At 65.4% G+C, this 25360-nt stretch carries 23 protein-coding genes and 1 pseudogene; 13 read left to right on the forward strand and 11 right to left on the reverse strand.

The genetic code is table 11. The features are described from left to right. Positions 1-38 precede the first annotated feature (38 nt). The 8 genes from BXA03_RS23710 (at position 39) to BXA03_RS27455 (ending at position 5889) form a co-directional block, all read left to right on the forward strand. Positions 39-959, forward strand: coding sequence for a 2-hydroxyacid dehydrogenase (locus BXA03_RS23710; protein ID WP_076511649.1), 921 nt, complete (start codon positions 39-41; stop codon positions 957-959). Between the two features lie 40 nt (positions 960-999). Beyond that, a complete protein-coding gene (locus BXA03_RS23715; RefSeq protein WP_076511650.1) occupies positions 1000-1920 on the forward strand; it encodes a hydroxymethylglutaryl-CoA lyase in 921 nt (306 codons plus the stop codon). Then, positions 1920-2159, forward strand: coding sequence for a DUF1653 domain-containing protein (locus BXA03_RS23720; RefSeq protein WP_083716368.1), 240 nt, complete (start codon positions 1920-1922; stop codon positions 2157-2159). The genes BXA03_RS23715 and BXA03_RS23720 overlap by 1 nt, the downstream gene beginning before the upstream one ends. Positions 2160-2193: 34 nt before the next feature. Continuing rightward, positions 2194-2700 (forward strand): YbaK/EbsC family protein, encoded by a 507-nt coding sequence (locus BXA03_RS23725; RefSeq protein ID WP_076511651.1) that lies wholly within the window; start codon positions 2194-2196, stop codon positions 2698-2700. Next, the gene (locus BXA03_RS23730; protein ID WP_076511652.1) at positions 2697-2954 is read left to right on the forward strand and encodes a DUF1289 domain-containing protein; all 258 of its coding nucleotides are present in this window, start codon (positions 2697-2699) and stop codon (positions 2952-2954) included. Before BXA03_RS23725 ends, BXA03_RS23730 begins: the two co-directional genes overlap by 4 nt. Positions 2955-3002: 48 nt before the next feature. Continuing rightward, positions 3003-3638, forward strand: a complete 636-nt coding sequence (locus BXA03_RS23735; RefSeq protein ID WP_076511653.1) for a 2-hydroxychromene-2-carboxylate isomerase — start codon at positions 3003-3005, stop codon at positions 3636-3638. Positions 3639-3902: 264 nt separating this feature from the next. Beyond that, the gene (locus BXA03_RS23740; protein WP_076511654.1) at positions 3903-5594 is read left to right on the forward strand and encodes an MFS transporter; all 1692 of its coding nucleotides are present in this window, start codon (positions 3903-3905) and stop codon (positions 5592-5594) included. A 163-nt stretch (positions 5595-5757) separates the two neighbouring features. Further along, positions 5758-5889 (forward strand): hypothetical protein, encoded by a 132-nt coding sequence (locus BXA03_RS27455; protein ID WP_255377222.1) that lies wholly within the window; start codon positions 5758-5760, stop codon positions 5887-5889. Positions 5890-5996: 107 nt separating this feature from the next. Here the strand turns inward: BXA03_RS27455 and BXA03_RS27340 are convergent. Then, positions 5997-6236: pseudogene (locus BXA03_RS27340) on the reverse strand (phage integrase N-terminal SAM-like domain-containing protein); the annotation flags it as partial. Positions 6237-6469: 233 nt separating this feature from the next. Here BXA03_RS27340 and BXA03_RS23750 point away from each other — a divergent pair. Next, entirely contained in the window at positions 6470-7216 is a 747-nt protein-coding gene (locus tag BXA03_RS23750; RefSeq protein ID WP_076511655.1) for a TIR domain-containing protein, read from the forward strand. Between the two features lie 985 nt (positions 7217-8201). Here BXA03_RS23750 and BXA03_RS27575 read toward each other — a convergent pair. Beyond that, complete coding sequence (locus BXA03_RS27575) at positions 8202-8405, reverse strand: transposase (RefSeq protein ID WP_369822465.1); 204 nt, start codon at positions 8403-8405, stop codon at positions 8202-8204. Positions 8406-8414: 9 nt separating this feature from the next. Continuing rightward, entirely contained in the window at positions 8415-8987 is a 573-nt protein-coding gene (locus BXA03_RS27580) for an IS110 family transposase (RefSeq protein ID WP_369822466.1), read from the reverse strand. Positions 8988-9098: 111 nt separating this feature from the next. Here BXA03_RS27580 and BXA03_RS23760 point away from each other — a divergent pair, with 111 nt between their 5' ends. From BXA03_RS23760 to BXA03_RS26700, 3 genes are all read left to right on the forward strand, one after another. Further along, positions 9099-9995 (forward strand): toll/interleukin-1 receptor domain-containing protein, encoded by an 897-nt coding sequence (locus tag BXA03_RS23760; protein WP_076511674.1) that lies wholly within the window; start codon positions 9099-9101, stop codon positions 9993-9995. Positions 9996-10091: 96 nt separating this feature from the next. Further along, entirely contained in the window at positions 10092-10694 is a 603-nt protein-coding gene (locus tag BXA03_RS23765) for a hypothetical protein (RefSeq protein WP_076511656.1), read from the forward strand. Positions 10695-10761: 67 nt separating this feature from the next. After that, entirely contained in the window at positions 10762-11856 is a 1095-nt protein-coding gene (locus BXA03_RS26700; RefSeq protein WP_143476429.1) for a hypothetical protein, read from the forward strand. A gap of 161 nt (positions 11857-12017) precedes the next feature. On the opposite strand, the gene BXA03_RS23770 is transcribed toward BXA03_RS26700, so the two are convergent. The 7 genes from BXA03_RS23770 to BXA03_RS23800 all read right to left on the reverse strand — a co-directional run bounded on the left by BXA03_RS23770 (position 12018) and on the right by BXA03_RS23800 (position 18707). Next, positions 12018-13010 (reverse strand): 2-hydroxyacid dehydrogenase, encoded by a 993-nt coding sequence (locus tag BXA03_RS23770; protein ID WP_083716371.1) that lies wholly within the window; start codon positions 13008-13010, stop codon positions 12018-12020. 14 nt (positions 13011-13024) lie between these two features. Continuing rightward, positions 13025-13366, reverse strand: coding sequence for an NIPSNAP family protein (locus BXA03_RS23775; RefSeq protein ID WP_076511657.1), 342 nt, complete (start codon positions 13364-13366; stop codon positions 13025-13027). A gap of 19 nt (positions 13367-13385) precedes the next feature. Continuing rightward, entirely contained in the window at positions 13386-14342 is a 957-nt protein-coding gene (locus BXA03_RS23780) for an NAD-dependent epimerase/dehydratase family protein (RefSeq protein ID WP_076511658.1), read from the reverse strand. Next, positions 14339-15127, reverse strand: a complete 789-nt coding sequence (locus BXA03_RS23785; protein WP_076511659.1) for a hydroxypyruvate isomerase family protein — start codon at positions 15125-15127, stop codon at positions 14339-14341. The genes BXA03_RS23780 and BXA03_RS23785 overlap by 4 nt, the downstream gene beginning before the upstream one ends. Before the next feature lie 91 nt (positions 15128-15218). Beyond that, positions 15219-16145 (reverse strand): NAD(P)-dependent oxidoreductase, encoded by a 927-nt coding sequence (locus BXA03_RS23790; RefSeq protein WP_143476430.1) that lies wholly within the window; start codon positions 16143-16145, stop codon positions 15219-15221. 46 nt (positions 16146-16191) lie between these two features. Continuing rightward, on the reverse strand, positions 16192-17964 hold the full coding sequence (gene ilvD, locus BXA03_RS23795) for a dihydroxy-acid dehydratase (protein WP_076511660.1): 1773 nt from the start codon (positions 17962-17964) through the stop codon (positions 16192-16194). Then, the gene (locus tag BXA03_RS23800; RefSeq protein WP_076511661.1) at positions 17961-18707 is read right to left on the reverse strand and encodes a GntR family transcriptional regulator; all 747 of its coding nucleotides are present in this window, start codon (positions 18705-18707) and stop codon (positions 17961-17963) included. Before BXA03_RS23800 ends, ilvD begins: the two co-directional genes overlap by 4 nt. A gap of 258 nt (positions 18708-18965) precedes the next feature. Between BXA03_RS23800 and uvrA the strand changes: the two genes are divergently transcribed. After that, on the forward strand, positions 18966-24881 hold the full coding sequence (gene uvrA, locus BXA03_RS27345) for an excinuclease ABC subunit UvrA (protein ID WP_234983811.1): 5916 nt from the start codon (positions 18966-18968) through the stop codon (positions 24879-24881). Positions 24882-25113: 232 nt separating this feature from the next. Here the strand turns inward: uvrA and BXA03_RS27350 are convergent. Next, positions 25114-25360, reverse strand: a 247-nt coding sequence (locus BXA03_RS27350) for a hypothetical protein (protein WP_234983812.1), incomplete at its 5' end; no start/stop codon positions are given.

Raw genomic sequence — 25360 nt, forward strand, 5'->3', positions numbered from 1 at the left:
CGCGGGCTGTCCTTCACAGCCCTTTTCTGCCTGCCCCCATGCGCATCGCCCTCTGCCTGACCGACACCAAAGCCGCCCCCTGGATCGAGGGCCTGCAAGCCGCCCTGCCGGACGCCGAGATCGTCGACTGGACGCCCGGCAGCCCGCAGGCCGACTACGCCGTGGTGTGGGCGCCGCCGCAGCAGTTCGTGGACGAGCAGGCCGGCCTGAAGGCCATGTTCAACATCGGCGCGGGCGTGGACGCCATCCTGCGGCTCGCACTGCCGCCCACGCTGCAGGTGGTGCGGCTGGACGATGCCGGCATGTCGGTGCAGATGGCCGAGTACGTGTGCCATGCGCTGATCCGCCACTTCCGCGAGTTCGACGTCTACGAGGCCGAGGCGCGGCAGGGCCGCTGGGTCTACCGCAAGCCGCTCGCGCGGGCCGACTTCCCGGTCGGCATCATGGGCCTGGGTGTGCTGGGCGAACGCGTGGCGCGCGCGGTGCAGCAGTTCGAGTTTCCGGTGCTGGGCTGGAGCCGCACGCCCAAGTCCATCGAGGGCGTGCGCACCTTCGCGGGTGAGGCGCGGCTGGGCGACTTTCTGGTCAACACGCGGGTGCTGGTCAACCTGCTGCCACTGACCGATGCCACGCGCGGCATCCTCAACCGCACCACGCTGTCGGCCCTCAAGGCCGGCGGCTACCTGATCCACATCGCGCGCGGCGGCCATCTGGTGGAAGAAGACCTGATCCCGCTGCTCGACAGCGGCAAGCTCGCAGGCGCCACGCTCGACGTCTTCCAGCAGGAGCCGCTGCCCGCCGACCATGCCTTCTGGCGGCATCCCAGGATCACCGTCACCCCGCACGGCTCGGCCCGCACGCTGCGCAGCGAGTCCATTGCGCAGATCGCCGGCAAGATCCAGGCGCTGCAGGCCGGCCAGCCGATCGCGGGCGTGGTCGATCCGCAGCGTGGATATTGACTGAGACCCGCCGCGCCGAGCCCAACCACGGAGCCCTTCCATGCAACTGCCATCCCGCGTCCAGATCGTCGACGTCGGCCCGCGCGACGGGCTGCAGAACGAAAAGCAGCCCGTGCCCGCCGAGGTCAAGGTCGAACTGGTGCAGCGCCTGCAGGCCGCCGGCCTGACAGAGATCGAGGTGACCAGCTTCGTCAGCCCCAAGTGGGTGCCGCAGATGGCCGACAACGCGCAGGTGATGCATGGCATCCAGCGCAAGAGCGGCGTGCGCTACTCGGTGCTCACGCCCAACATGAAGGGGCTGGAGTCTGCTCTGGCCGCGCCGCGCGAGGAATGGCCCGACGAGATCGTCGTCTTCGGTGCGGCCAGCGAGGCCTTCAGCCAGAAGAACATCAACTGCTCCATCGCCGAGAGCATCGAGCGCTTCGCGCCGGTGGTGGCGGCGGCCAAGGCCCAGGGCATCGCGGTGCGCGGCGCCATGAGCTGCACGGTGGGCTGCCCATACGAAGGCGAGATCGCGCCCGCCAAGGTGGGCTACCTGGCCGGGCTGATGAAGGGCATCGGCGTGGCGCGCGTGGACGTGGCCGACACCATCGGCGTCGGCACGCCGCGCAAGGTGCAGGCCGCGCTGGAGGCGACGCTGGCTCACTTCGCGGTCGATGCCGTCTCGGGCCACTTCCACGACACCTATGGGCAGGCCCTGTCCAACACGCTGGCGGCGCTGCAGCTGGGCGTGTGGAACCATCAGTCTTCCATCGCCGGCCTGGGCGGCTGCCCCTATGCCAAGGGCGCGACCGGCAATGTCGCGACCGAAGACATGGTCTATCTGCTGCACGGGATGGGCATCGACACGGGCATCGACCTCGACGCGCTGATCGACGCCGGCGTCTTCATCAGCCAAGCCCTGGGCCGCGAGCCGAACTCGCGTGTCTCCAAGGCCGTGCGCACCAAGCGGGCGGGCTGATGGCGCTCGGCGACGACCTGCCGCCACTGCCGGCCATCCGGCTCGGCCGCTATCGGCACTACAAGGGCCTGGAGTACGAGGTGCTCGGTGTGGTGCGACACAGCGAGACGCTGGCGCCGATGGTGCTCTACAAGCCGCTCTACGACGACCGCGGCCTGTGGGTGCGGCCCTTTGGCATGTTCGAGGAGCGCATCGTGCACGAGGGGCGCGAACAGCCGCGCTTCGCCTTCATCGGCTGAGGCCTTGCGACGGCGCCGACAATCGCGGCCATCTATGTGCGGATCCGAACTCCATTCCCTACCCGACGGCGTGCAGCGTGTGGCGCGCCACCTTCTCGACGCGGGCCACCCGCATGCACCGCGCATGCTCGATGACGCCTGCCGCACCGCGCAGGAAGCGGCCGACGTGCTCGGCGTGGCCGTGGGCCAGATCGCCAAGAGCATCATCTTCCGCCGCAAGGCCGACGACGTGGCGGTGCTGGTCGTCACCTCCGGCGACCGGCGTGTGGACGAGAAGAAGGTCGACGCCCTGGTGGGCAAGACCGGCCGCGCGGATGCCGACTTCGTGAAGTCGCGCACCGGCTTTTCCATCGGCGGCGTCTCGCCGGTGGGCCATGTGACCAAGCCCGTGGTGCTGATCGATGCCGAGCTGTTCCGCTTCGAGACCGTCTGGGCCGCTGCCGGGCATCCGCATGCGGTGTTCCCGCTGCGGCCGCAGGACCTTCCCGTGCTCACCGGCGGCGCGCCGGTGGCGGACGTGGTGCAGGCGGTGGCGGCATGAGCGGACCCGACGTCGACACGCCCCAGAGACCGCTGGCCGCCCGCGCCGCGCTGATGCGCGAAGCCGTGCGCCAGGGGCTGGAGCCCGTGCCTTCACCCTGCGTCAATGTCTGCCGTATGTCGGCGACCAGCGGCCTGTGCGAAGGGTGCTTCCGCACCATCGAGGAGATCCGGCTCTGGAGCCGATCGACCGATACGGCCCGGCTCGCCGTGTGGGACCAGGTGCTGGCGCGCAGCGCCCCGCCGGTCGGCTGAGCGCACAGAGAGCCCCGACGCAGAACGAACGACAAGGAGACAGCCGCCATGAAGCACATCGACTTCTACCTCGACTTCATCTCGCCCTATGCCTACCTGGCCTTCGAGCACCTGCCCGAGGCGCTGGCCGGGCTGAGCTACAGCGTGGCCTACAAGCCGGTGCTGCTGGGCGCCATCGTGCGGCACCACGGCCACAAGGCACCGGCGGAGGTGGCGAGCAAGCGGCAATGGACCTACCGCCACATCCTCTGGCTCGGCCATTCGCTGGGCATCCCCATCGAAATGCCGGCCATGCATCCCTACAACCCGCTGCCGCACCTGCGCCTGGCGGTGGCCGCCTCGCGCGGCGGTGAAGTCAGCCGGCACCAGGCCGAGCAGTTCTTCCGCGAGGTGTGGCGCGGCGGCCAGGACGCCATCGACCCGGCACGCCTGGACGCCTTGAAGGCCCGCCTGCAGCCCGCACGCGACGTGGCCGATGCCGCCGTGAAGGCCGAACTCAAGGCCAACACCGACGCCGCCATCGCACAGGGCGCCTTCGGCGTGCCGGCCTTCGTGGTGGACGGCCGGCTGTTCTGGGGCTTCGACAGCCTGCCCATGCTGCGCGCCTACCTGCAGGGCGACGCCTGGTTCGACGGCCCGCAATGGGCGTCGGCCGACCAGCGGCCGTCGGCGCTGGCCGGCTGATCGCTTCGCCAGCCGCTGGGGAGTGGGATCTCCGGCCGGTCGCGTCTGCGGCCATGCTTTTGGGCCGGCCATCCCGGCCTAGGGTCTTCCCGATGCAGCCCCGCGAGCAGCCTCCATTCCTGCCTGATGAAAACCGCGCCGCGGGTTAGTCCCTAAATCGTCAGAATCGGTTCAGTTTCACGCAAGCCAACGGTCAGTCGCCCCCCAAAGAATCCGCCCACGGTCCCGATCCGGCGGCCGATTCAACAATCAGGAGACAGACACATGGCAGCCACACTGGATTCCCGCGGGGTGCCCGCGGCGCCCCGGCCGATGTCGCAGGAGGAGAAGAAGGTCATCTTCGCCTCGTCACTCGGCACCGTGTTCGAGTGGTACGACTTCTACCTCTACGGCTCGCTCGCGGCCATCATCGCCAAGCAGTTCTTCAGCGGCCTGGATGCAGGCGCCGCCTTCATCTTCGCGCTGTTGGCCTTCGCGGCGGGCTTCCTGGTGCGGCCTTTCGGCGCCATCGTGTTCGGCCGCCTGGGCGACATGATCGGCCGCAAGTACACCTTCCTGGTCACCATCCTGATCATGGGCCTGTCGACCTTCATCGTCGGCGTGCTGCCCACCTATGCGGCCATCGGCGTGGCGGCGCCCATCATCCTGATCGTGCTGCGGCTGCTGCAGGGCCTGGCCCTGGGCGGCGAGTACGGCGGTGCCGCCACCTATGTGGCCGAGCATGCGCCGCACGGCAAGCGCGGTGCCTACACCTCGTGGATCCAGACCACGGCCACGCTGGGCCTGTTCCTGTCGCTGATGGTGATCCTGGGCACGCGCACGCTGCTGGGCGAAGAGGCCTTCACCAGCTGGGGCTGGCGCGTGCCCTTCCTGGTGTCGATCCTGCTGCTCGGGGTGAGCGTGTGGATCCGCCTGTCGATGAACGAATCGCCCGCCTTCCAGAAGATGAAGGCCGAGGGCAAGACGTCGAAGGCGCCGCTGACCGAATCCTTCGGCCAGTGGAAGAACCTCAAGATCGTGATCCTGGCGCTGGTGGGCCTGACGGCCGGCCAGGCGGTGGTCTGGTACACGGGCCAGTTCTATGCGCTGTTCTTCCTGACGCAGACGCTGAAGGTGGACGCATCGACGGCCAACATCATGATCGCCATCGCGCTGCTGATCGGCACGCCCTTCTTCGTGATCTTCGGCTCGCTCTCGGACAAGATCGGCCGCAAGCCCATCATCATGGCCGGCTGCCTGCTGGCGGTGGTGACGTACTTCCCGGTCTTCAAGATGCTGACCGAGGCCGCCAACCCCGACCTGGCGCGCGCCCAGGCGACTGCCGCCGTCACCGTGTCGGCCGACCCGGCCACCTGCTCCTTCCAGGGCAACCCGGTGGCGCGCGAGATCGACTTCAAGAGCTCCTGCGACATCGCCAAGCGCTTCCTGGTGCAGAACTCGGTGAGCTACGAAAACGTGGCCGCGCCCGCCGGTTCGCCGGCCGTGGTCAAGATCGGCAACAAGACGATCAACGCGCCCGCCGGCAATGTCGTGAACTCCAAGTTCGACGAAGACTCGGCCAAGTCCATCGCCGCCTTCAAGAAGGAAGTGGGCGATGACCTCAAGGCGGCCGGCTACCCGTCCAAGGCCGACCCGGCCAAGATGAACAAGGTGATGATGATCGCGCTGCTGACCTATCTGGTGCTGCTGGTCACCATGGTCTACGGCCCGATCGCGGCGATGCTGGTGGAGATGTTCCCCACGCGCATCCGCTACACGTCGATGAGCCTGCCGTACCACATCGGCAACGGCTGGTTCGGCGGCCTGCTGCCCACCACCGCCTTCGCCATCGTGGCCTCCAGCGGCAACATGTACAACGGCCTGTGGTACCCGATCATCATCGCGGGCATCACGCTGGTGATCGGGACGCTGTTCATCCGTGAGACGAAGGACGTGGATATCTACGCGGCGGATTAATAGAAGGCACCCCCCAAGCCGCTTCGCGGTTCCCCCCTCCCTGGCGCCTTCGGCTTGGAGGGGGGCGCACCCAGCGGCCTGGCAAAGCCAGTTCCGCGGGTGCACTGGCATGGCTTTCTCCGCGGCTTTCGTTTCTCGTTCACCCTTTCAGGAGACCTTTTTCATGTGGAAGATCGCCATCGGCTTCGTCGTGTTTGCCGCCCTCTCGCTGTTCGTCATCCTGCAGGCCGGCGACAAGGTCGACATGAGTGGCGAGAAGCACGGCGCCGACGTAGAGCACGCGCCGGCCAAATAGCGTCAGGGCGGACGGCCCTGGCGGCTTTGGCAAGCCCCAACGATAAGGCCCGGCATTGCCGGGCCTTTGTTCATGGACGGGAGTGCGCGCTGCATGCTGCGCCGGATGACCTCCGTCCCACCCATCTCGGCAGGGTGCCGCAACCGATGGAAGCGGATGAATGCCTTCACCCAACAGACGTAGGTTTCCTCGGTACGCAGGCTGGGTTGCATCAACCGCAGGCGTCCTCGCAACAGGTCTAGCACCCGCGTGGCGCGCAGTGGCGGCAGATCCAGATTGGGCCCGCGGGCAGGTATTTCCGAGAGGCCGTAGCGGCTAGCACACCTGGCATCGTGGGTGCTCCCCATGCGGCCTGCCGACCTCAGCGAGGTGGTTGTGGGAAGGCTGCCTTTGGGTAGGCAGTTGAGCACTGTTAACGCATAGTCAAATGGGGGAATCTGGTTGCGCCTCGACGGCTTACAGTGAGGCAAGCGTGCCGATTTAAGGCGCAGTACGTCTGCATCGGCAGCGTTAGCTGTCTCCCGAGAACACGTTATGCGTCAAAGGCGCCCACCACCAACATCTCCGGGAGAATCGAACCATGACGTTTCAAACCATCGCAATCCTTTCAGGTGATCGTCAAAAGACGATCCCCAACCGGTCAGAGGCCGAGGTCTTGTCGGAGATAGTGCTGCCTTTCATCGCAAGTGGTGTCATCACCGCCAAGTGGGGTGCGAAGGTTCAGTCGTACCAAGTACTCGAACTTCGAATCTATGAGACCAAGGAGCCTTGGAACAAGGTCAGAGGTCCAATCTCGGATGTCATCAAAGGCAAGAAGAACGTCTACAAGCGGTTTGGCGACAAAGCGGCTGCACTACTGTCGTCCAACAAGCCCAAAGTGTTCATCATCACGCCGATTCAAGGCGAGAAGCACGGAGACCAAGAGCAACAGCGAGTCTTCAAAGAGTACGACCTGCGTTTTGAGGCGATCGAAGGCGTGATCTCGGAGGCTGGTGCGGTCGCAATTCGCATTGACAAGGAGCACGCACTTGAGGACTTGGTCGGCCGAATCAAGAAGGAAATTCGCGGGGCGCAGTTCGTCGTCGCTGATCTGACGGATGAGCGACCGTCCTGCTACTTCGAAGCCGGATTCGCTGAGGCGCTTGGAAAGAAGGTCATCTACGTGGCAAGCAAGCACAGCGTCGCAAAGCCAGGAACCCCAACAAAGATTCACTTCGACATTCACATGAATATGAACTTTTTCTCCAACCATGAGGAATTGAAGGAGAAGCTCTCAAAGGCGATTGAGAAGAATCGGTCAGTGCTCTTTGATTCCGTTGACGCATAACCCTTGGTCAATCGGAGCCGCAACGTCAGGCACCGGCTGGGCGCTCTAGCTATGAGCTCATGGAAAAAAGGGTCTCGCAAGCAGACCCTAAGAAAAATCAAGAATCCGGTCAACTCAAAATTGACACTGGTGCTTCCGGGCTCGTTCGAGGCTGGAAAGCTGCGGTAGCCAAATTGAACTTTCCTCCAAGATTGAGGCCGCAGATGCGCCTCCATGTGAGAAGGCTTCTGCAAAATCTAAACTGCGTGATCTGCTAAATCATCCTGTCGTGGCGGCCATAGTCGGCGGCTTGGCAGGGAATATCGGAAAATAACTCACTGAACCCTCGCGCACCGGCCTAATTGTAGGTTCAGCTCGGACGTCAATGCTTCGCATTGCCGCCGGTTAACCTTGGCGTTAGGCCGCACAGTGAACCTCAACCCCCTTCTTCCATTCATGAGCGACAAGACAGCCGAACCAGAGAACGAAGCGAAGATGTCTATTCCATCTACAGGGACTCCCCTTCGCGTCAACGGATCGAATTGAATTTTCCGTTTGAATCCCAGCAGCATAGGCGATGTGCGTTGACGCCACCGACGAGGAAAAGACTGCACATCTACAGACGGGCTTGTTCGGTCCATGCCGAGGCCACAGATACGAACTGCTCGGCAGGGCTCCATTCGTTCAACGTGCACGAGGCACTTGCGAGTTGTCGAGTTTTCCTGCCGCCGGTCTGACCTGTGATGGCCATCTGCGTTTCGCGTCTGCGGTTGGGAAGAACTCTTTGTCTTCGGTGCTACGGTCGCTGGCTCAATGCACAGTGCGGTGCCAGTGGCTCCTGCATGTGATTCGGCTCGAGTGAGCCGCCCCGTGCTAGTACGGCCCACAAGATGCGCGCGTTCTTGTCGGCCAGCCCCACCACTGGCTTCTGCCAACCCACACGCTCTTTCAACTGCACCAGCCGTTGGCTGATGCGGGTAGTGCGTTTTCCGGCTGTCATCACAGCCTACTTGGCGCCCTGGATCAGCAGCGTGCGCAAATAGTCGTCCCCGCGTTTGGTGATGCGCCCCAGGCGGGCCTTGCCGCCGGTGGAGTTCTGGCTGGGCACCAGGCCCAACCAGGCGCCGAACTGCTTGGCGCTGGTGAATTGCTTGAAGTCATCAACACTGGCCACCAGGGCCGACGCACCGATCGGCCCGATGCCCAGCAGCGCCGCAGCCTAGCTGGCGCGCGTGTCGTTGCGGACCCGGGCCTTGACCGGTTCTTCGCACCACTTCATCTGCAGCTCCAGGTCAATGCAGTGCAGATGGGCTCGTTGCAGCATCAGGCGGGCGATGCCGGGCGGTTCATTGCTGCCGTCCTCGATCACGTTGGCCAGTACGCGGCGCAGCGCTTCGGGGCTTCGCGGGAAGCTCATGCCGAACTCGGTGAGCACGCCGCGGATGCGGTTGATCAGCGCGGTGCGCTCGGCCTTGTAGTCCTCGCGCAGGCGGTGCACGCTGAACTGGCATTGCTGCTTGATCGTCTTCACGGGCACGAAGCGCATGTGGGGCCGGCCCGCGGCCTCGCAGATGGCGGCCGCATCGTTGGCTTCGTTCTTCCCGCTTTTGCCAGCCATGCGGTAGGGTGTGACGAAGTGGCCAGCGATCAAGCTTGCATCCAAGCCCAGGAGACGGAGTCGACGCGCCGCGTGATGCGCGCCACCGCAGGCCTCCATCGCCACCTGGCAGCCAGAGGGCAGCTCGGCGGCCTCGGCGTCTTTCTTCGCGACCCATTTCATCAAGCGCACCATCACTCGGGGGAGTATCGTGTATCGCGACCTGAACGACCCCCCACTAGCTACGGTGTCGCGGTCGGCTGAGCGCACGTTATGCACAGTTTATTAATCACTAATCAGTAAAATATGTCTATTTCGACTATTACAAGCACTATTGGAAGAATTCAACGAGAACTTGCTGACCTGTCAGCAAAATCGAGTCAAGAAACAAAGAAAGAAGTTGCCCTTTATTCAAAAATTAATCAAATTCAGAGATCAATAAACAAATCAACAACAATTTCAACAATTAATAGCAAGAGATCAGAAATAGAGCGCTATCAGCGGGAGATTGCTTCTATTTCTGAAAAACGATCTCAAATAGCGAAAAAAGAGGCCGAAAAAAATGCAGCGCTGTTAAAAGCTCGTTTGGATCTGGCAAAAGAAGAAGAAAAAGAACAAAAACGATTAGCCCAAGTCAGAGAAAGAGAGCTGAAAAAAGAACTTGAGCTTGAAAAAGAAAGACAACGAAATCAGCTAGCCTTTCAGCGAACTCTAAATGCCGAAATTCAGGCTACATCTGCACTGGCTCGCCGAGTAGAAGCAACAGTTGAAAACCATATTGAAGCACCAGAAATTAAATATGATTTATTTATTTCTCATGCGTCAGAAGACAAAGAAGATTTGGTTCGCCCTCTAGCACTAGCACTTGAGAAACGTGGTGTACAAGTATGGTATGACGAATTCACACTAAAAGTTGGTGACAGCTTGCGGAGAAGTATTGATAGTGGTTTATCAAACTCTCGTTTTGGGACGATTGTATTATCCTCGTCATTCTTTTCCAAAAACTGGACAAATTACGAATTAGATGGAATGACAGCTCAAGAAATGAGCGGTCGAAAAATGATATTACCCATATGGCATAAAGTTTCAAAAGATGAAGTGATGCGATTTAGCCCATCAATCGCTGACAAAGTTGCACTCAACACTTCATTGTTGAACATCGATGAAATAGCAGAACAACTTGCTGATGTTGTTCGTGGTTAGGCATAATTTACTGTTGCACCTGACTTACGAAAATTGGCATCGCCTTTTGGCGCACCAATTTTCTACGGCAGGTGAACAAAACGTTAGATTTTTTCTATGCACGCTGAATTTCCAGCCCAAGCTCTAGCCGCAGTCGCCACACTCGTTGCGTCGCTGATTGCTGCCGCAGTCGCGTTCGTTAACCTTACGTTGACCAAGGAACTCAAAACTTCGGAATTTCGGCAGGCGTGGATTGACGCTCTACGCGAAGACTTAGCCAAGTTTCTGGGCGCCGCGCGCGCGTTCGCACGGGCGGCTGAAGTAGTGCATACCTTCGGTCCCGAGTACAAGGACAAGATTCCGCTATTCATTAGGGATGACAAAATCAGTGAACTGCGCTATCAAGCAGCCGAAACCCTCAGCAGGATCAGGCTTCGGCTAAACCCCGAAGAGCCCGAACACGAGGAGCTATTGCGCCTCTTGGTGAAGGCAGTGCGAATTCAAAACGAGGCACTGGCTAACGGCGGCAGCGTTCAAGACGCACTCGATGCCGTTGACGCCGCTAACGACTACGCGCGCCCCGTTCTCAAGAGGGAATGGAAACGTGTAAAAGCAGGAGAGTTGCCATTCCGCGTTGTTCGCAACTGGTTGGCCCCGACGATCTTCATCGTCTCGATTGCCTTTCTGGTCTTCATGTGGAATGGCACGTTCAAAATCTAACCTTTTGCTCCAGGGCACGGCTTCGCTGCCCGCTGAGCTCGAACGTTAGGCCTCATGAGAGTGGCATATGGATACGATAGGCGTCCTTGACCATAGTCGAATTTCGTTGATACCTCCAAAGTATTGGAAAGCCCACGAGTTTGCGTTCTTTCTGCATGACAGCGTTCTTCAAGCCTTAGTTGAGTACGAAGAAAGCGGCGCACACAACTGGGTTACAGACGCCTTCAGTCAGGCCGTAATGGAGCAACAAATCGTCGAGGATTTCGACCTCTTAAAATTCATGAAGGAAAAGAACCTCATTGAACCTTACAAGCACCACCTAATTAGCCACTTGGTACTTAGGCTTGTTGGTGACATGCTAAATTTTCTCTACGAAGCATTCAGTGCTTTTGAGAAGCGAAAGTTTACCGTTGGTTGGTCGCTCTTAAGAAAACCTTTCAAAGAAAACCTGCTCTTTCTTAGCTGGATCCTTGCTAACGAAGATGAGTTCATCGAGAAGTTTGAATCAGACAACCACAAAACACTCAACAACGTCAAAAAAGAAAAGCAAATAGAAATCTATGACGCCGCAATTAAAAAAATCCCAAACTCAAGCGCATATAGCGCGGAACTGCTATGGGATCATATCTACTCGAAAAATCACGCTACTGGTTTTGAGCCAATGTGGCAACGCGCCACTCACTTGATCACATCACAAGGTGACTTGCTTAAGACCGGGGACTACACAATAAATCTAATATTCGACAACCCATATAGCAATCACCACTACGATCTGCTTTACGGACGGCTACCATATGTGATGATTTATTTGTCCTCAATCGCCTTCGAATGCTTCAATCGAATTCTCAGAATGAATGACCGTACGTACAACCACATGGCGATTGTTTCACTGGGCTGCTATGAGGCGCTGTTCATTAATAATCGCCACACGCCTATCATCAAATCACTGAACAAGAGCTTTAAGTCATTTCTGAAATGCATTCACTGCAGCAAAGACATTAAAATAAATAAAAGAAATGCCCCCGCAATGTATATTAGAGATCAACTAACCTGCGACAAATGCGGACTTCAGTCCTCATTTCCGTTCTACTGGCTCATGGGGCAGTCAAAAATGACAGTGTCAGACAACCCTAAAATGCAGACCTCAAAAAATGAGGTCTAATTGTAGGTTCGCCGCGGACGCGAATACAGGCCATGGCTCCGCCATTGTCATTGCCTGTATTGGTACCCTCCGCACTTCGTACTCCGGCGCCAGTTAACCTTGGCGTTCCCCCGCAACAGGGGGATGAAGCCACGCTCCCGTACCGCCCGCACGTCGGCGGATCAGTACGCGGCAGTGCGCAGCCGCCCAGTAGCCAGAAACTCTTCCACGTTCGCCAGCACCAAGTCGCCCATGGCGCGGCGGGTCTGTGCAGTGGCGCTCCCGATGTGGGGCAGCAGCACGACGTTGTCCATCTCCATCAGCGCGGCCGGCACCTGCGGCTCCTGGTCGAACACGTCGAGGGCGGCTCCACCGAGACGCCCCTGCTGCAGGGCCAGGACCAGCGCGGCTTCGTCGATGACCGAGCCGCGCGCGATGTTGACCACGATGCCCTGCGGGCCCAGCGCATCCAGCACCCGCGCATCGACGAGATGGCGCGTGGCCTCGCCGCCGGCGCAGGCCACGATCAGGAAGTCGGCCCAGCGGGCCAACTCCACCAGCGAGGGCTCGTGCGTCCAGGCCACGCCCTCGCGCGGCGTGCGCGTGTGGTAGCGGATGTCCATGTCGAAGCCGGCGAAGCGGCGGGCGATGGTCTGGCCGATGCGGCCCAGGCCCAGGATGCCCAGCTTGCGGCCGCTGACGCGTGTGCCCAGCGGGCCGGGCCCGATGCGCGGCCAGTCGCCGCGGCGCACCAGGCGCTCGGCCCGGCCCATGCCGCGGGCGGCGTCGATGAGCAGGCCCACGGCCAGGTCGGCCACGCAGTCGTTCAAGACGTCGGGCGTGTAGCTCACGGCCACGGCGCGGGCCTTGGCGGCCTCCAGGTCCAGCGCGTCCAGGCCCACGCCCAGGCTGCAGATGGCGCGCAGCTTGGGCAGGGCCTCGATCAGCGCGGCATCGGCGCCGTCGGTGGCGGTGGTGACGACCATCTCGATGCGCTCGGCATGCGCTTGGGCGGTGGCGAGCATCTGCTCGCGCGTCGGGGCCACTACGCAGGCATGGCGCTCCTGCAGCACGGCCTTGAGCGGTGGCGGCAGTTGTGCAGAAAGCAGCAGCAGCGGCGTGTCGGCCGATGCGGCGCTGGTTGCGGGTCCGTTCGCGGGCGCGTCCTTCGGCATGGAGGGCGCGCCGCTCATGCCTTGGCCCCGCTGGCGGCGGTGAGGGCCGCGAAGTCCACCTCGCGCAGGATGGCGGTGGTCTGCTGCTGCACATGGTCGTCCGCCAGGCTGCGGCGCTTGTAGGCCAGCCAGCGCGGATCGGCGTCCAGCGCGGCGCGGCGCGCATCGCGGTCGGCAAAGTCGCGGTAGCGCCAGGCATGGACCACCTGGTTCTGCTCGCCGATGTCGCTGACGGCATAGAGCGCGGGCTCGCCCAGGTGGTCGACCTGGACGTCGCGGCCTTCGGCGGCATAGCGGGCGACGAAATCGCGCGTGGTGGCGATGCGCAGGGTGTAGGTACGCAGTTCGATGATCATGGGTCGAAGAAGAAGAGGGTCAGGCGGCGCCGGGCAGGCAGCGTTCGATCAGCTCGTCCAGCGAGGCATCGGCGCGGAAGCCGAGCGAGCGGGCGAGGGCGGTGTCCACGGTCGGCCAGCGCGCGAACTGCGGAATGATGGCCGGGTCGGGCGCGTAGCTCAGGCGCTGCGACACCTCCACGCCGAAGCGGCGCATCAGCGCCGCCACCACCTCGGCCACCGAGACGTGCAGCGAAGGCAGCGTCCAGGCGCGGGTGGCGGGCAGGCGCTCGGCGTCGAGCGTGGCGGCGTGGATCAGCGCCTCCACGCAGGCCGGCAGCGAGATCAGCCACAGCGTGCCTTCGGCATCGACGGGCGATTCGTAGCTGCGGCCCGCGGCCAGTTCGCGGATGAGGTCGCTGGCGAAGGCCGACAGCGCGCCGTTGGGCAGGCCGGGCCGGGCCACCACGCTGGGCAGGCGCGGCGAGCGGCCATCGATCCAGCCGCGGCGGCTGTAGTCGGCCAGCAGGATTTCCAGCATGCGTTTGTGGGCGCCGTAGGACATCGTGGGCACGATGGGCGTGGCGTCGTCGATGTGCGGCGGCAGCGGCAGGCCGAACACGCCGATGGAGCTGGTCTGCACCAGGCGCGGCGCCTTGCCGGTGGCGTGGTGCTGGCGACGCAGGTCTTCGAACAGCTCAAGCGTGCCGCGCAGGTTGACGGTGTGGCCGAGCTCGAACTCGCGCTCGGCCTGGCCGCTGGTGACGGCCGCCAGGTGGAAGACCACGTCGGGCGGCTCGGCCAGCGCCTGGGCGCGCACGGCCGCATCGGCGACGGAGCCGCGCAACTGCGTGAGCCTGGGATGCGCGGGCAGGTCGAGCGCGATGTCCACCGCCACGAACTGCGTGAGCGGCAGCGCGTCGACGCCGGCCAGCAGTCGATGCACGAGGGCCTGGCCGACGAAGCCGCCGGCGCCGGTGACGAGGACACGGGTCATGAGAGCAATCCTTGTTGGCGCAGCGGCGCCGCCCAGGCCAGGCCTTCGGCGGCGGTGCTGCGGGGTTTGTATTCGCAGCCGACCCAGTTGTCGTAGCCGGCGGCGGGCAGGGCGGCGATGGTGGCGAGCAGGCCGTCGCGCGACAGGTCGGGCTCGTGGCGGTCGGGCGCACCGGCCAACTGCACATGGCCGATGAAGCCGCGGCAGCGTGCCAGCTCCTGCGCCAGGTCCAGGCCTTCCTTCACGCAGTGGTAGAGGTCGAACTGCAGGCGCAGCCGCGCCGAGTCGAAGGCGCGGATGACCTCGAGTGCCTGCTCGGGCAGCCAGTAGAAGTAGCCGGGCATGTCGGCGCGGTTGAGCGGCTCCAGCATCAGCACCAGGTCGTCGGCCTCGGCCTGGCGAATGGCCCAGGCCAGGTTCTGGTCCAGCGCCTGGCGGCAGGCGCGTGCCTCGTGACCGCGGCAGTCGCCGGCCATCACGTGGATGCGGCGCGAGCCCGTGGCCTCGGCCACGGCGCGGGCCCGGTCGAAGCATTCGCGGAACTCGGCCTGGCCGCCGGGGATGGCGGCCCAGCCGAGGCGCCCAGGGCTGTCGGGGCGGATGGGCGTGTTGTGCAGCACGGCGGTGAGGCCGTGGGCCCGCAGCGCATCGGCATACGCGGCAGGTGCCTGCTCGTAGGGTTGCAGCATCTCGACGCCGGCAAAGCCGTCGGCCGCGGCGGCGGCGAAGCGCTGGTCGAGCGGAAGATGGCCGTAAAGCCACTCCAGATTGGCGTTCAGTTGCATGGGGTAGCGGTCGCGTGTGGGGTGTCGGTCATACAAAGAGCCGCGGAGCAGGCCACGCCGGAGCAATCGAGGATGTGGCTGGGGCCATGCGTCATTGCTTCCCGGCCTGAGCCAGGAAAGGACCGAGCCGCTGTGGCGTCATCAGCGCGACCACGGCCGACAGTTCGGCCTCGCCCAGGCCCATGGCGTCGGCCATGCGCAGCACCTGCTGCACCGCGCCGGTCACGGGCATGGGGGCGCCGCTGTCGCGGGCGACGGCGGCCACGGTGTCGATGTCCTTCAGCATGGTGGCCAGCGCGCCGATGATCTGCGGCTGGGCCTGCGCCATGCGCGGCGCAAAGACCTGCAGCGGCTTGGAGTCGGCCCAGCCGCCGGCCAGCGCCGGGGCCAGCCGCTCGATGGCGATGCCGTTGCGCTCGGCGAAGCCGATGGCCTCGGCCAGCGCGACCACGGCGGTGGCCACCAGCGTCTGGTTGCACAGCTTGGTGGCCTGGCCGGCCCCGCTGGAGCCCATGTGCGTGATGTTGCCGGCATAGGCGCGCAGGGCGCCGAAGGCTTCGTCGAGGTGCGTGGCTTCGCCGCCGACCATGATGGCCAGCGTGCCGGCCTCCACGCCGCCGATGCCGCCGGAGACCGGCGCATCCAGCCAGTGGGCGCCACTGGCGGCCTGCAGCCGGGCGGCGAAGTCGCGGGTGCGCTGCGGATGGATGCTGGAATGGTCGGCCAGCCAGCGCAGGCCGCGCACCTGCGCCAGGCCGTTCTCGCCGAAGACCACGGCTTCGACCGCGTCGGCATCGAAGAGGCACATCAGCGCGCCATCGGCGCCCTGGGCCGCCTCGGCCGGCGTGGCGGCCACCTGCGCGCCAAGGGCGGCCAGCGGCGCGGCCTTGGCGGGCGAGCGGTTCCACACGCGCACCGTGTGGCCGGCGGCCAGCAGGCGGCGGACCATGGGGGCGCCCATCAGGCCCAGGCCGCAGAAGGCGAGGGTCAGCGGGCGCTGGGTAGCGGGCGCGCTCATCGGCGGGCCTTTCGTTGCAGACGCTTCGTCATTCGCAGGTCCGCGCTCATGGCTGAACGTCCTTGCCGCCCAGGCCCTCATCGATGGAGGGCACCTGATCGTCCTCCGGATACGGCCAGTCCACACAGCCCGAGTGTGTTACGGCGCCCAGGTGCGTGGGGCCGACCAGCTTGGCGTACTTCTCCAGCGCGCCGGCCAGGCGCTCGCGCTGGAAGGGCTTGGCCGCGGCGCGTCGGCGTGCGAGTTCGGCCTCGTCCGCCTCCAGCACGATGGTGCCGGCCGCGGCGTCGATGCGGATTCGGTCGCCCTCCTTCACCAGCGCGATGGGGCCGCCGGCGGCCGCCTCCGGGCTGGCGTAGCCGATGCACATGCCGCGCGTGGCGCCGGAGAAGCGGCCGTCGGTCAGCAGCGCGACCTGCTCGCCGCGGCCCTGGCCATAGATGGCGGCAGTGACGGCCAGCATCTCGCGCATGCCGGGGCCGCCGCGCGGGCCTTCGTTGCGGATCACCAGCACGTCGCCCGGCTCGTAGGCCTGGGCGGCGACGGCCTTCATGCAGTCCTCCTCGGTCTCGAACACACGGGCGCGGCCGTCGAACTGCAGTGACTTGAGGCCGGCGATCTTGATGAGCGCGCCGTCGGGGCAGAGGTTGCCCTTGAGCACCACCAGCCCGCCCGAGGCGTGGATCGGCGTGGCCGCCTCGCGCACGATGCGCCCGTCCGGGCCGGGGAAGGCGGCCAGCTCTTCGGCCAGGGTGCGACCGGTGACGGTCATGGTGTGACCATGCAGGTGGCCGCCCTGGAGCAGCGCGTTGAGCACCACCGGCACGCCGCCGATGACGTTCAGGTCCTTGGCGAGGTAGCGGCCGCCGGGCGACAGGTCGGCCACCAGCGGCGTGCGCTGGAACACGCGCGCCACGTCGTCGAAGGTGAAGACGATGCCGGCCTCGTGCGCAATGGCCGGGATGTGCATCGCCGCATTGGTGCTGCCGCCGGTGGCGGCCACGGCGGCGCAGGCGTTCTCCAGGCTTTCGCGGGTGATCAGGTCGCGCGGCAGCGGCCCGCCGTTTTCGAGGATCTGCATCACGCGCAGGCCGGCGCGGCGGGCCAGGGCCAGGCGCTCGCTGTAGACGGCCGGGATGGTGGCGGTGCCCAGCAAGGACAGGCCCAGCGCCTCGCCCACCATCGCCATGGTGTTGGCGGTGAACTGGCCGGGGCAGGCGCCCACGGTCATGGCGCAGGTGCGCTCGATCTGGTCCAGCTGCTTGAGCGTGATGGCACCGGTCTGGTGGCGGCCGGTGCCTTCGATGGCGGTGAGCACCGTGCGCTCCTCGCCCTCGGGCGAGTAGCCCGGCAGCATCGAGCCGCCATAGACGAAGACCGAGGGCACGTTCAGCCGCACCATGGCCATCATCATCCCGGGCAGCGTCTTGTCGCAGCCGCCGAAGGTGACCAGGCCGTCGTAGGCATGGCCCCGCACCGCCAGCTCGACGCTGTCGGCGATCAGTTCGCGCGACAGCAGGCTCATGCGCATGCCGTCGTGACCCATAGAGGTGCCGTCGGAAACCGAGATGGTGGTGAAGCTCACCGGATGCCCGCCGCCCTCGGCCACGCCCAGGCGGGCGTAGTCGGCCTGCGGGCCCAGCGACTTGGAACAGGGCGTGTTGTCGCCAGCGGTGCTGACGATGCCGACCATCGACTTGGCCAGCGTCTCGTCGTCCATGCCGGTGGCGCGCAGGAAGCCGCGGTGGGCGGCGCGGCCCGGGCCTTCGGTGACGGCGCGGGAACGGTGCTTGTGCAGGGAGCGGGGGGTGTCGGTCATGGTGTGGGGCGGATCTTCAAGGGCGTGGAAGCGGGTTGATCGGGCAGTTCGGGGTCGAGGCGGTCGAAGACCCAGGCGATGTCCTGCTCCATGCAGCGGCGCGCCGCGGTGGCGTCGCCCGCGCGCAGGGCGGCCACGGTCTGCTCGTGCAGATGGTCGGAGGGTTGCTCGTCGGTGTGCAGGTAGGCGCGCGTGGCGCGCAGGTAGGCGCCCGATTGCAGCCACAGGCTTTCGATCATGGCGATGAGCACCGGCGACTGCGCCGCCTGGTAGATGGTGAAGTGGAAGACCAGGTTCATCTCCAGGCTGGCGGGCAGGCTCTCGGGGGCGTGTCGCGCCCGCGTGATGCGCTGGGCCATGTCGTCCAGTTCGTCCAGCTGGGCGGGCAGCAGCCGCGGCGTGGCCCATTCGGTGGCCTGGCCTTCCACCAGCATGCGCACGCGGCGGATGTCGGCCAGCTTGTCGCGCGTGATCAGGGGCACGCGCGTGGTGCCGTTGGGCAGCGGCTCCAGGCCCTGCTGCGCCACCAGCCGTCGCAACGCCTCCCGCACGGGCATGGTGCTGGTGCCCAGCGCATCGGCCAGGTACTGGATGCCCAGCGGCTGGCCGGCGCGGAATTCGCCGTTCATCAGCTTGTTGCGCAGCGCCTGGTAGACCGACTCGTTCACGGACGAGCGCGTGATCGGCTTGAGGAGGCCCAGGGTGTCGGTGGCCGACGCGTCGGACGGGGAGGCGAGAGCCATGCGGGCCAGGGTTTTGATGTTTGATCAAATCTTAGACGCCATGCTGACGTTTGTCATCGGCGTTATCCCGCGCGGCGGCGCCCGCGTCAGGGGCAAGCTGCATGCCGCGACCGGTGCAGCACGCCTGCACCGACCCCGTTCCGCACGGTGCGGACCTGCCTCCGACGATCGTCGTGGGGCCGGATTCCGGCCAAAGCCTTGCGCCGGTGCGGGTGGGTTCGCATTCCTAGAATCTCTGCCCCCATCCCCAAGGCACGCATGACACAGGGTTCCATCCGCATCCGCGGCGCTCGCCAGCACAACCTCCGCAACATCGATCTGGACATCCGCACGGGTGAGATGACGGTGGTCACCGGGCCCAGCGGCTCGGGCAAGTCCAGCCTGGTGTTCGACACCCTGTATGCCGAGGGCCAGCGCCGCTATGTGGAGACCTTCTCGGCCTACGCCCGCCAGTTCCTGGACCGCATGGACAAGCCGGCGGTGGACAAGGTGGAAGGCGTGCCGCCCGCCATCGCCATCGACCAGACCAACCCGGTGCGCAGCTCGCGCTCCACGGTCGGCACGATGACCGAGCTGAACGACCACCTGAAGATGCTCTTCGCGCGGGCGGGCCGGCTGTTCGACCGCGAAACGGCGCTGCCGGTGCGCCATGACACGCCCGATTCCATCTATGCCGAGCTGCAGGCGCGTGCCGCTGCGGCGGGCGACCCGCGCGTGGTGGTCACCTTCCCGGTCGAACTACCGGGCGGCACCAGCGAGGCCGAGGTGGAACAGTGGCTGTCGGCCAGCGGCTTCACCCGCGTGCATGCCCAGCGCGAGGTGGCCACGCCCACCGGCCCGCGCAAGGTGCTGGACGTGGTGGCCGACCGCTTCCGCATCGCAGGCGCCGAGCGCGCACGGGTGATCGAGGCGCTGGAGGTGGCGCTCAAGCGTGGCACCGGCCGCGTGATGGTGCATGCGCTGCCGGCGGAAGAGGGCGGCGAGGCCGAGACCTGGAAGTTCTCCACCGGCCTGCACTGCCCGGAGAGCGACATCCGCTACGCGGACCCGATCCCGTCGATGTTCAGCTTCAACTCGGCCGTGGGCGCCTGCGAGACCTGCCGCGGCTTCGGCCGCGTCATCGGCGTCGACTTCAACCTAGTCATTCCCAACGACAAGCTCACGCTGCGCGCGGGCGCCATCAAGCCGATCCAGACGCCCGCCTGGCAGGAAGCGCAGGACGACCTGATGCGCCACGCCGAAGCGGCCGGCATTCCGCGCGACACGCCCTGGAACAAGCTCACGCCCGAGCAGAAGCACTGGGTGATCGAAGGCACGCCCAACTTCAAGGAAGGCAACTGGAACAAGCAGTGGTACGGCATCCGGCGCTTCTTCGGCTACCTGGAGAGCAAGGCGTACAAGATGCACATCCGGGTGCTGTTGTCCAAGTACCGCAGCTACACGCCCTGTCCGGCCTGCGGCGGCGCGCGGCTCAAGCTCGAAAGCCTTCTGTGGCGCGTGGGCGGCAAGGACGATGCGGACGCCGCGCTCGCACCCGCCAAGCGCTTCATGCCCGTCGGCGTGAAGTGGTCGCGCGAGCAGCTGGAGGCGCTGCCCGGCCTGTGCCTGCACGACCTGATGCTGATGCCCATCGAGCGGCTGCGGCAGTTTTTCGACCGGCTGGCGCTGCCCACGGGTGGCGTGGTCGAGGGCGAGGCCCAGGCCCTCAAGCTGCTGCATGAGGAGATCACCACCCGCCTGCGCTACCTGCACGACGTTGGAATCGGCTACCTCACGCTCGACCGGCAGAGCCGCACGCTCTCCGGCGGCGAGGTGCAGCGCATCAACCTGACCACCGCGCTGGGCACCTCGCTGGTCAACACCTTGTTCGTGCTGGACGAGCCCAGCATCGGCCTGCACCCGCGCGACATGGACCGCATCACCCAGGCCATGCAGCGCCTGCGCGACGCCGGCAACACGCTGGTGGTGGTGGAGCACGACCCGGCCGTGATGATCGCGGCCGACCGTGTGATCGACATGGGCCCGGGCCCCGGCGCGCGCGGCGGGCAGATCGTGTTCGACGGCACCGTCGACGAGCTGCGCGGGGCCGACACGCTCACCGGCGAATACATGGGGGGGCGCAAGCACATCGGCATGGGCTTCAAGCGCCTCGTCTCCGAAAACACGCCGCGGCTCATCCTGGAAGGCGCGCGCGAGCACAACCTGCAGGACGTGACGGTGGACATCCCGCTGCAGCGGCTGGTGGCCATCACCGGCGTCAGCGGTTCGGGCAAGTCCACGCTGATCCAGGACGTCCTGGCGCCGGCGCTGATGCGCCACTTCGGCAAGCCCACCGAGACGGCCGGCGCACACGACCGATTGCTGGGCGCGGACCACCTGTCGGATGTGGTCTTCGTCGACCAGTCCCCCATCGGCAAGACGGCGCGCTCCAACCCGGCAAGCTATGTGGGTGCGTGGGACGCCGTGCGCGAGATCTTCGCCACCGCGCCGCTGGCCCGGCAGCGCGGCTACACGGCGGCCAAGTTCAGCTTCAACTCCGGCGACGGCCGCTGCCCGACCTGCGGCGGCTCGGGCTTCGAGCATGTGGAGATGCAGTTCCTGTCGGACGTGTACCTGCGCTGCCCTGACTGCGATGGCAAGCGCTACCGGCCGGAGATCCTGGAGGTCACCATCGAGCGCCCAAGGACCGTTCGGGCCGAGCACGCCCCCACCCACAGGGCCGAGCACGCCCGCACCGATCAGGCCCAGCCCGCCCCCGCCGTTCGGGCCCAGCACACCCACACCGTTCAGGCTGAGCCTGTCGAAGCCGGGTCAACCCGCTCGACCTCGCAGCCCACCCAGGACGCACCGCGCGCAGGCCGCATGGGCATGGGCGTCTACAACGTCGCCGACGTCCTCGACCTCACCGTGGCGGAAGCCCTGGCCGTGTTCGCCAACGACCGCGAGGTGCAGCGCGTGCTGCAGCCCATCGTGGACGTGGGTCTGGACTATGTGAAGCTGGGTCAGCCCGTGCCTACGCTGTCGGGCGGTGAGGCCCAGCGCCTCAAGCTCGCGGGCTTCCTGGCCGAGGCGGCCGGTGGCGGCAGCAAGTCGCGCCAGCCGCTGGCGAAGAAAGGCACGCTCTTCCTCTTCGATGAGCCGACCACGGGCCTGCATTTCGATGACATCGCCCGCCTGATGCGCGCCCTGCGCAAGCTGCTGGACGCCGGCCATTCGCTGGTGGTGATCGAGCACAACCTGGACGTGATCCGCGCCAGCGACTGGGTGATCGACCTGGGCCCTGAAGGCGGCGATGGCGGGGGACGCGTCGTGGCCCAGGGCACGCCCGAGCAGGTGCGCGAGATGTCGGGTACGCACACCGGCATGGCCCTCGCCGCCTACGAGACGGCGCTCGGGCCCGCTGCGCGCGTCGCGCGGGAATCGGCCGCGCGCTATCGCCCGGTGCCCGCGCCGGGCCGGGACGTCATCGAGATCGTCAATGCGCGCGAGCACAACCTCAAGAACCTGAGCGTGGACATCCCGCGCGGCAAGTTCAGCGTGGTGACGGGCGTGAGCGGCTCGGGCAAATCGACGCTGGCCTTCGACATCCTGTTCAACGAAGGGCAGCGGCGCTACCTGGAGTCGCTCAACGCCTATGCCCGCAGCATCGTGCAGCCGGCCGGCCGGCCGGAGGTGGACGCGGTGTATGGCATTCCGCCCACGGTGGCCATCGAGCAGCGGCTGTCGCGCGGCGGCCGCAAGAGCACGGTGGGCACCACGACCGAGGTCTGGCACTTCCTGCGGCTGCTGTACGTCAAGCTGGGCGTGCAGCACTGCATTCGCGACGGCGCGGCCGTGCAGCCGCAGACGCCGGACAGCATCGTGGCCCAGGTCATGCGGCAGTTCCGCGGCCAGCACGTCGGCCTGCTGGCGCCGCTGGTGACGAACCGCAAGGGCGTCTACACCGAGCTGGCGGACTGGGCGCGCCCGCGCGGCTACACGCACCTGCGGGTGGATGGCCAGTTCCTGCCGACCACCGGCTTTCCGCGGCTGGACCGCTTCAAGGAACACAGCATCGAGCTGCCCGTGGCCAGCGTGGACGTCCTGCCCGCGGAAGAGTCGCTGCTGCGCCAGGCCGTGACCTCGGCGCTGGAGCATGGCAAGGGCGTGGTGCATGTGCTGTCCGACATCGGCGCGCTGCGCGCTGCGATGGAGGCGGGGCAGTCCACCGCCGGCATCGGCCATGCGCATGTGTTCTCCACGCTGCGAGCCTGCCCCGTGTGCGCGACCTCGTATGCGGAGCTCGACCCGCGGCTGTTCAGCTACAACAGCAAGCACGGCTGGTGCCCCGACTGCGTGGGCACAGGCGTCAAGCTCACGCGCGAGCAGCGCAAGGTCTTCGACGACTCGGTGCTGGCTGACGACCAGCGCGGTCGCGAGCAGACCTTCGCCGAGCCCGAGGCGGAGGATGTGGGCGACGCCGTCTGCCCCACCTGCGAAGGCACGCGGCTCAATGCCACGGCACGGGCGGTCAAGTTCGCGGGCGTCGGCATCGCCGAGATCGCCCGCCTGTCGGTCACGGATGTGCGGCGGTGGGTCGAATCGTTGGCGCTGGAAGGCCGGCAGGCCGACATCGCGCGCGACCTGATCCCCGAGATCGGCAGCCGGCTCGAATTCCTGGAGGAAGTCGGCCTGGGCTACCTGACGCTGGACCGTGGTGCGCCCACGCTCAGCGGCGGCGAGGCACAGCGCATCCGCCTGGCCGCGCAGTTGGGCAGCAACCTGCAGGGCGTGTGCTACGTGCTGGACGAGCCGACCATCGGCCTGCATGCGCGGGACAACCAGATCCTGCTCGACGCCCTGCACAAGCTTGGGGACAAAGGCAACACGCTGGTGGTGGTCGAGCACGACGAGGACACGATCCGTCGCGCCGACCATGTGATCGACATCGGTCCCAGCGCGGGCAAGCGCGGCGGCCGCCTGGTCGCGCAGGGCACCGTGGACGAAGTCCAGCGGTCCGAGGAATCGCTGACCGGTCGTTATCTGCGCGATGCGATCCGCCATCCGCTGCATGCGCGTCGTCTGGTGTCGGAGACTGCAGAAGAGGGCGAGGGCGCCGTGTCCTGGCTCGCCGTGGCCGGCGCAAACCTGCACAACCTGCAGTCGGTCGACGTGAGCATTCCACTCAACCGCCTGGTGGTGGTCACTGGCGTCAGCGGCTCGGGCAAGTCCACGCTGGCGCGCGACGTGCTGCTGGCCAATGTGCAGGCCATCGTGCAGCAGCGCATGACCAAGGCCGGTCGCGACGCCGATGCGGCCGGCAAGCGTCCGCGGTGGGTCGGTTGCACCGGCGTGGCGGGTTACGAGGAGATCGACCGCGTGCTTGAGGTGGACCAGACGCCCATCGGCAAGACGCCGCGCAGCTGCCCTGCCACCTACATCGGCTTCTGGGACACGATCCGCAAGCTCTTCGCGGACACCCTGGAAGCCAAGGCGCGCGGTTACGGCCCCGGCCGCTTCAGCTTCAACACCGGCGAAGGCCGCTGCCCGGGCTGCGAAGGCGCGGGCGTGCGCACCATCGAGATGAGCTTTCTGCCCGACGTGAAGGTTCCCTGCGAGGTCTGCCACGGTGCGCGCTTCAATCCGGAGACGCTGGCTGTGACCTGGCGCGGCAAGAGCATCGGCGACGTGCTGCAGATGGAGGTGGACGAGGCGGTCGCGTTCTTCGCCAGCATGCCGAACATCAGCCATCCGCTCCAGCTGCTCAAGGATGTGGGTCTGGGTTACCTGACGCTGGGCCAGCCGTCACCGACCTTGTCCGGCGGCGAGGCGCAGCGGATCAAGTTGGTCACCGAGCTGAGCAAGGTGCGCGACGACGTCACGCGGCGCGGCAACAAGGCACCTCATACCTTGTATGTGCTGGACGAGCCCACGGTCGGCTTGCACATGGCGGACGTGGAGAAGCTGATCCACGTCCTGCATCGCTTGGTCAACGCCAACCACAGCGTGGTCGTCATCGAGCACGACCTGGATCTCATTGCAGAGGCCGATTGGATCGTGGACCTGGGGCCGGAAGGTGGATCGGGCGGCGGACGGGTGGTGGCGTCGGCGCCCCCCGAGGATGTCGTTTCTCAAGGCACCCACACGGGCGTCGCACTTCGTCCAGTACTGGAGCGCGGGGTCGCTCGGGCGTGACCTGGCTGCGAGCGCGGCGGCCAGGGCGTGCGGGTGACAGGCGAGTCGCTCTGCCCTGGCTGCGGTGCCGCACGGAAGACCCGAAAGAGGTACGTCTGGTGCCGACCCCTGCGGTTGTGCATCCACTTCTATAAGTGGCGTATCTCGACAGGCGCGATGGCGGAAGTGCTCCTGGGTCATCGAACGGCCGTGGACGATGGCATTCCCGGGAAATTCCCTGCGTCGTCGGCCGTCAGTTCAGTTTGCGTTCCCCTTGGCTGTCCGCCCCGGTGGGCCTAATCACCCCGGCTGCGGGCATGTCCTCGACGTTTGAAAATTCTTGTAGGGAGACTCTTGCAGCACTATCGAAAACCCTCGTATACTGGCGGGCTCGCTGACTGATTTGCAGCTTTTTTGCTGAGTTTGGTTGGTGGGTGGCTTGAGAGAGTGGCAGCGGCTTCTGATGAAAAAGAAGTTGCCTTCTTAAAAAGAAGCGTGTC

This window comes from Pseudacidovorax sp. RU35E, assembly GCF_900156165.1.
GTDB lineage: Bacteria > Pseudomonadota > Gammaproteobacteria > Burkholderiales > Burkholderiaceae_C > Xenophilus.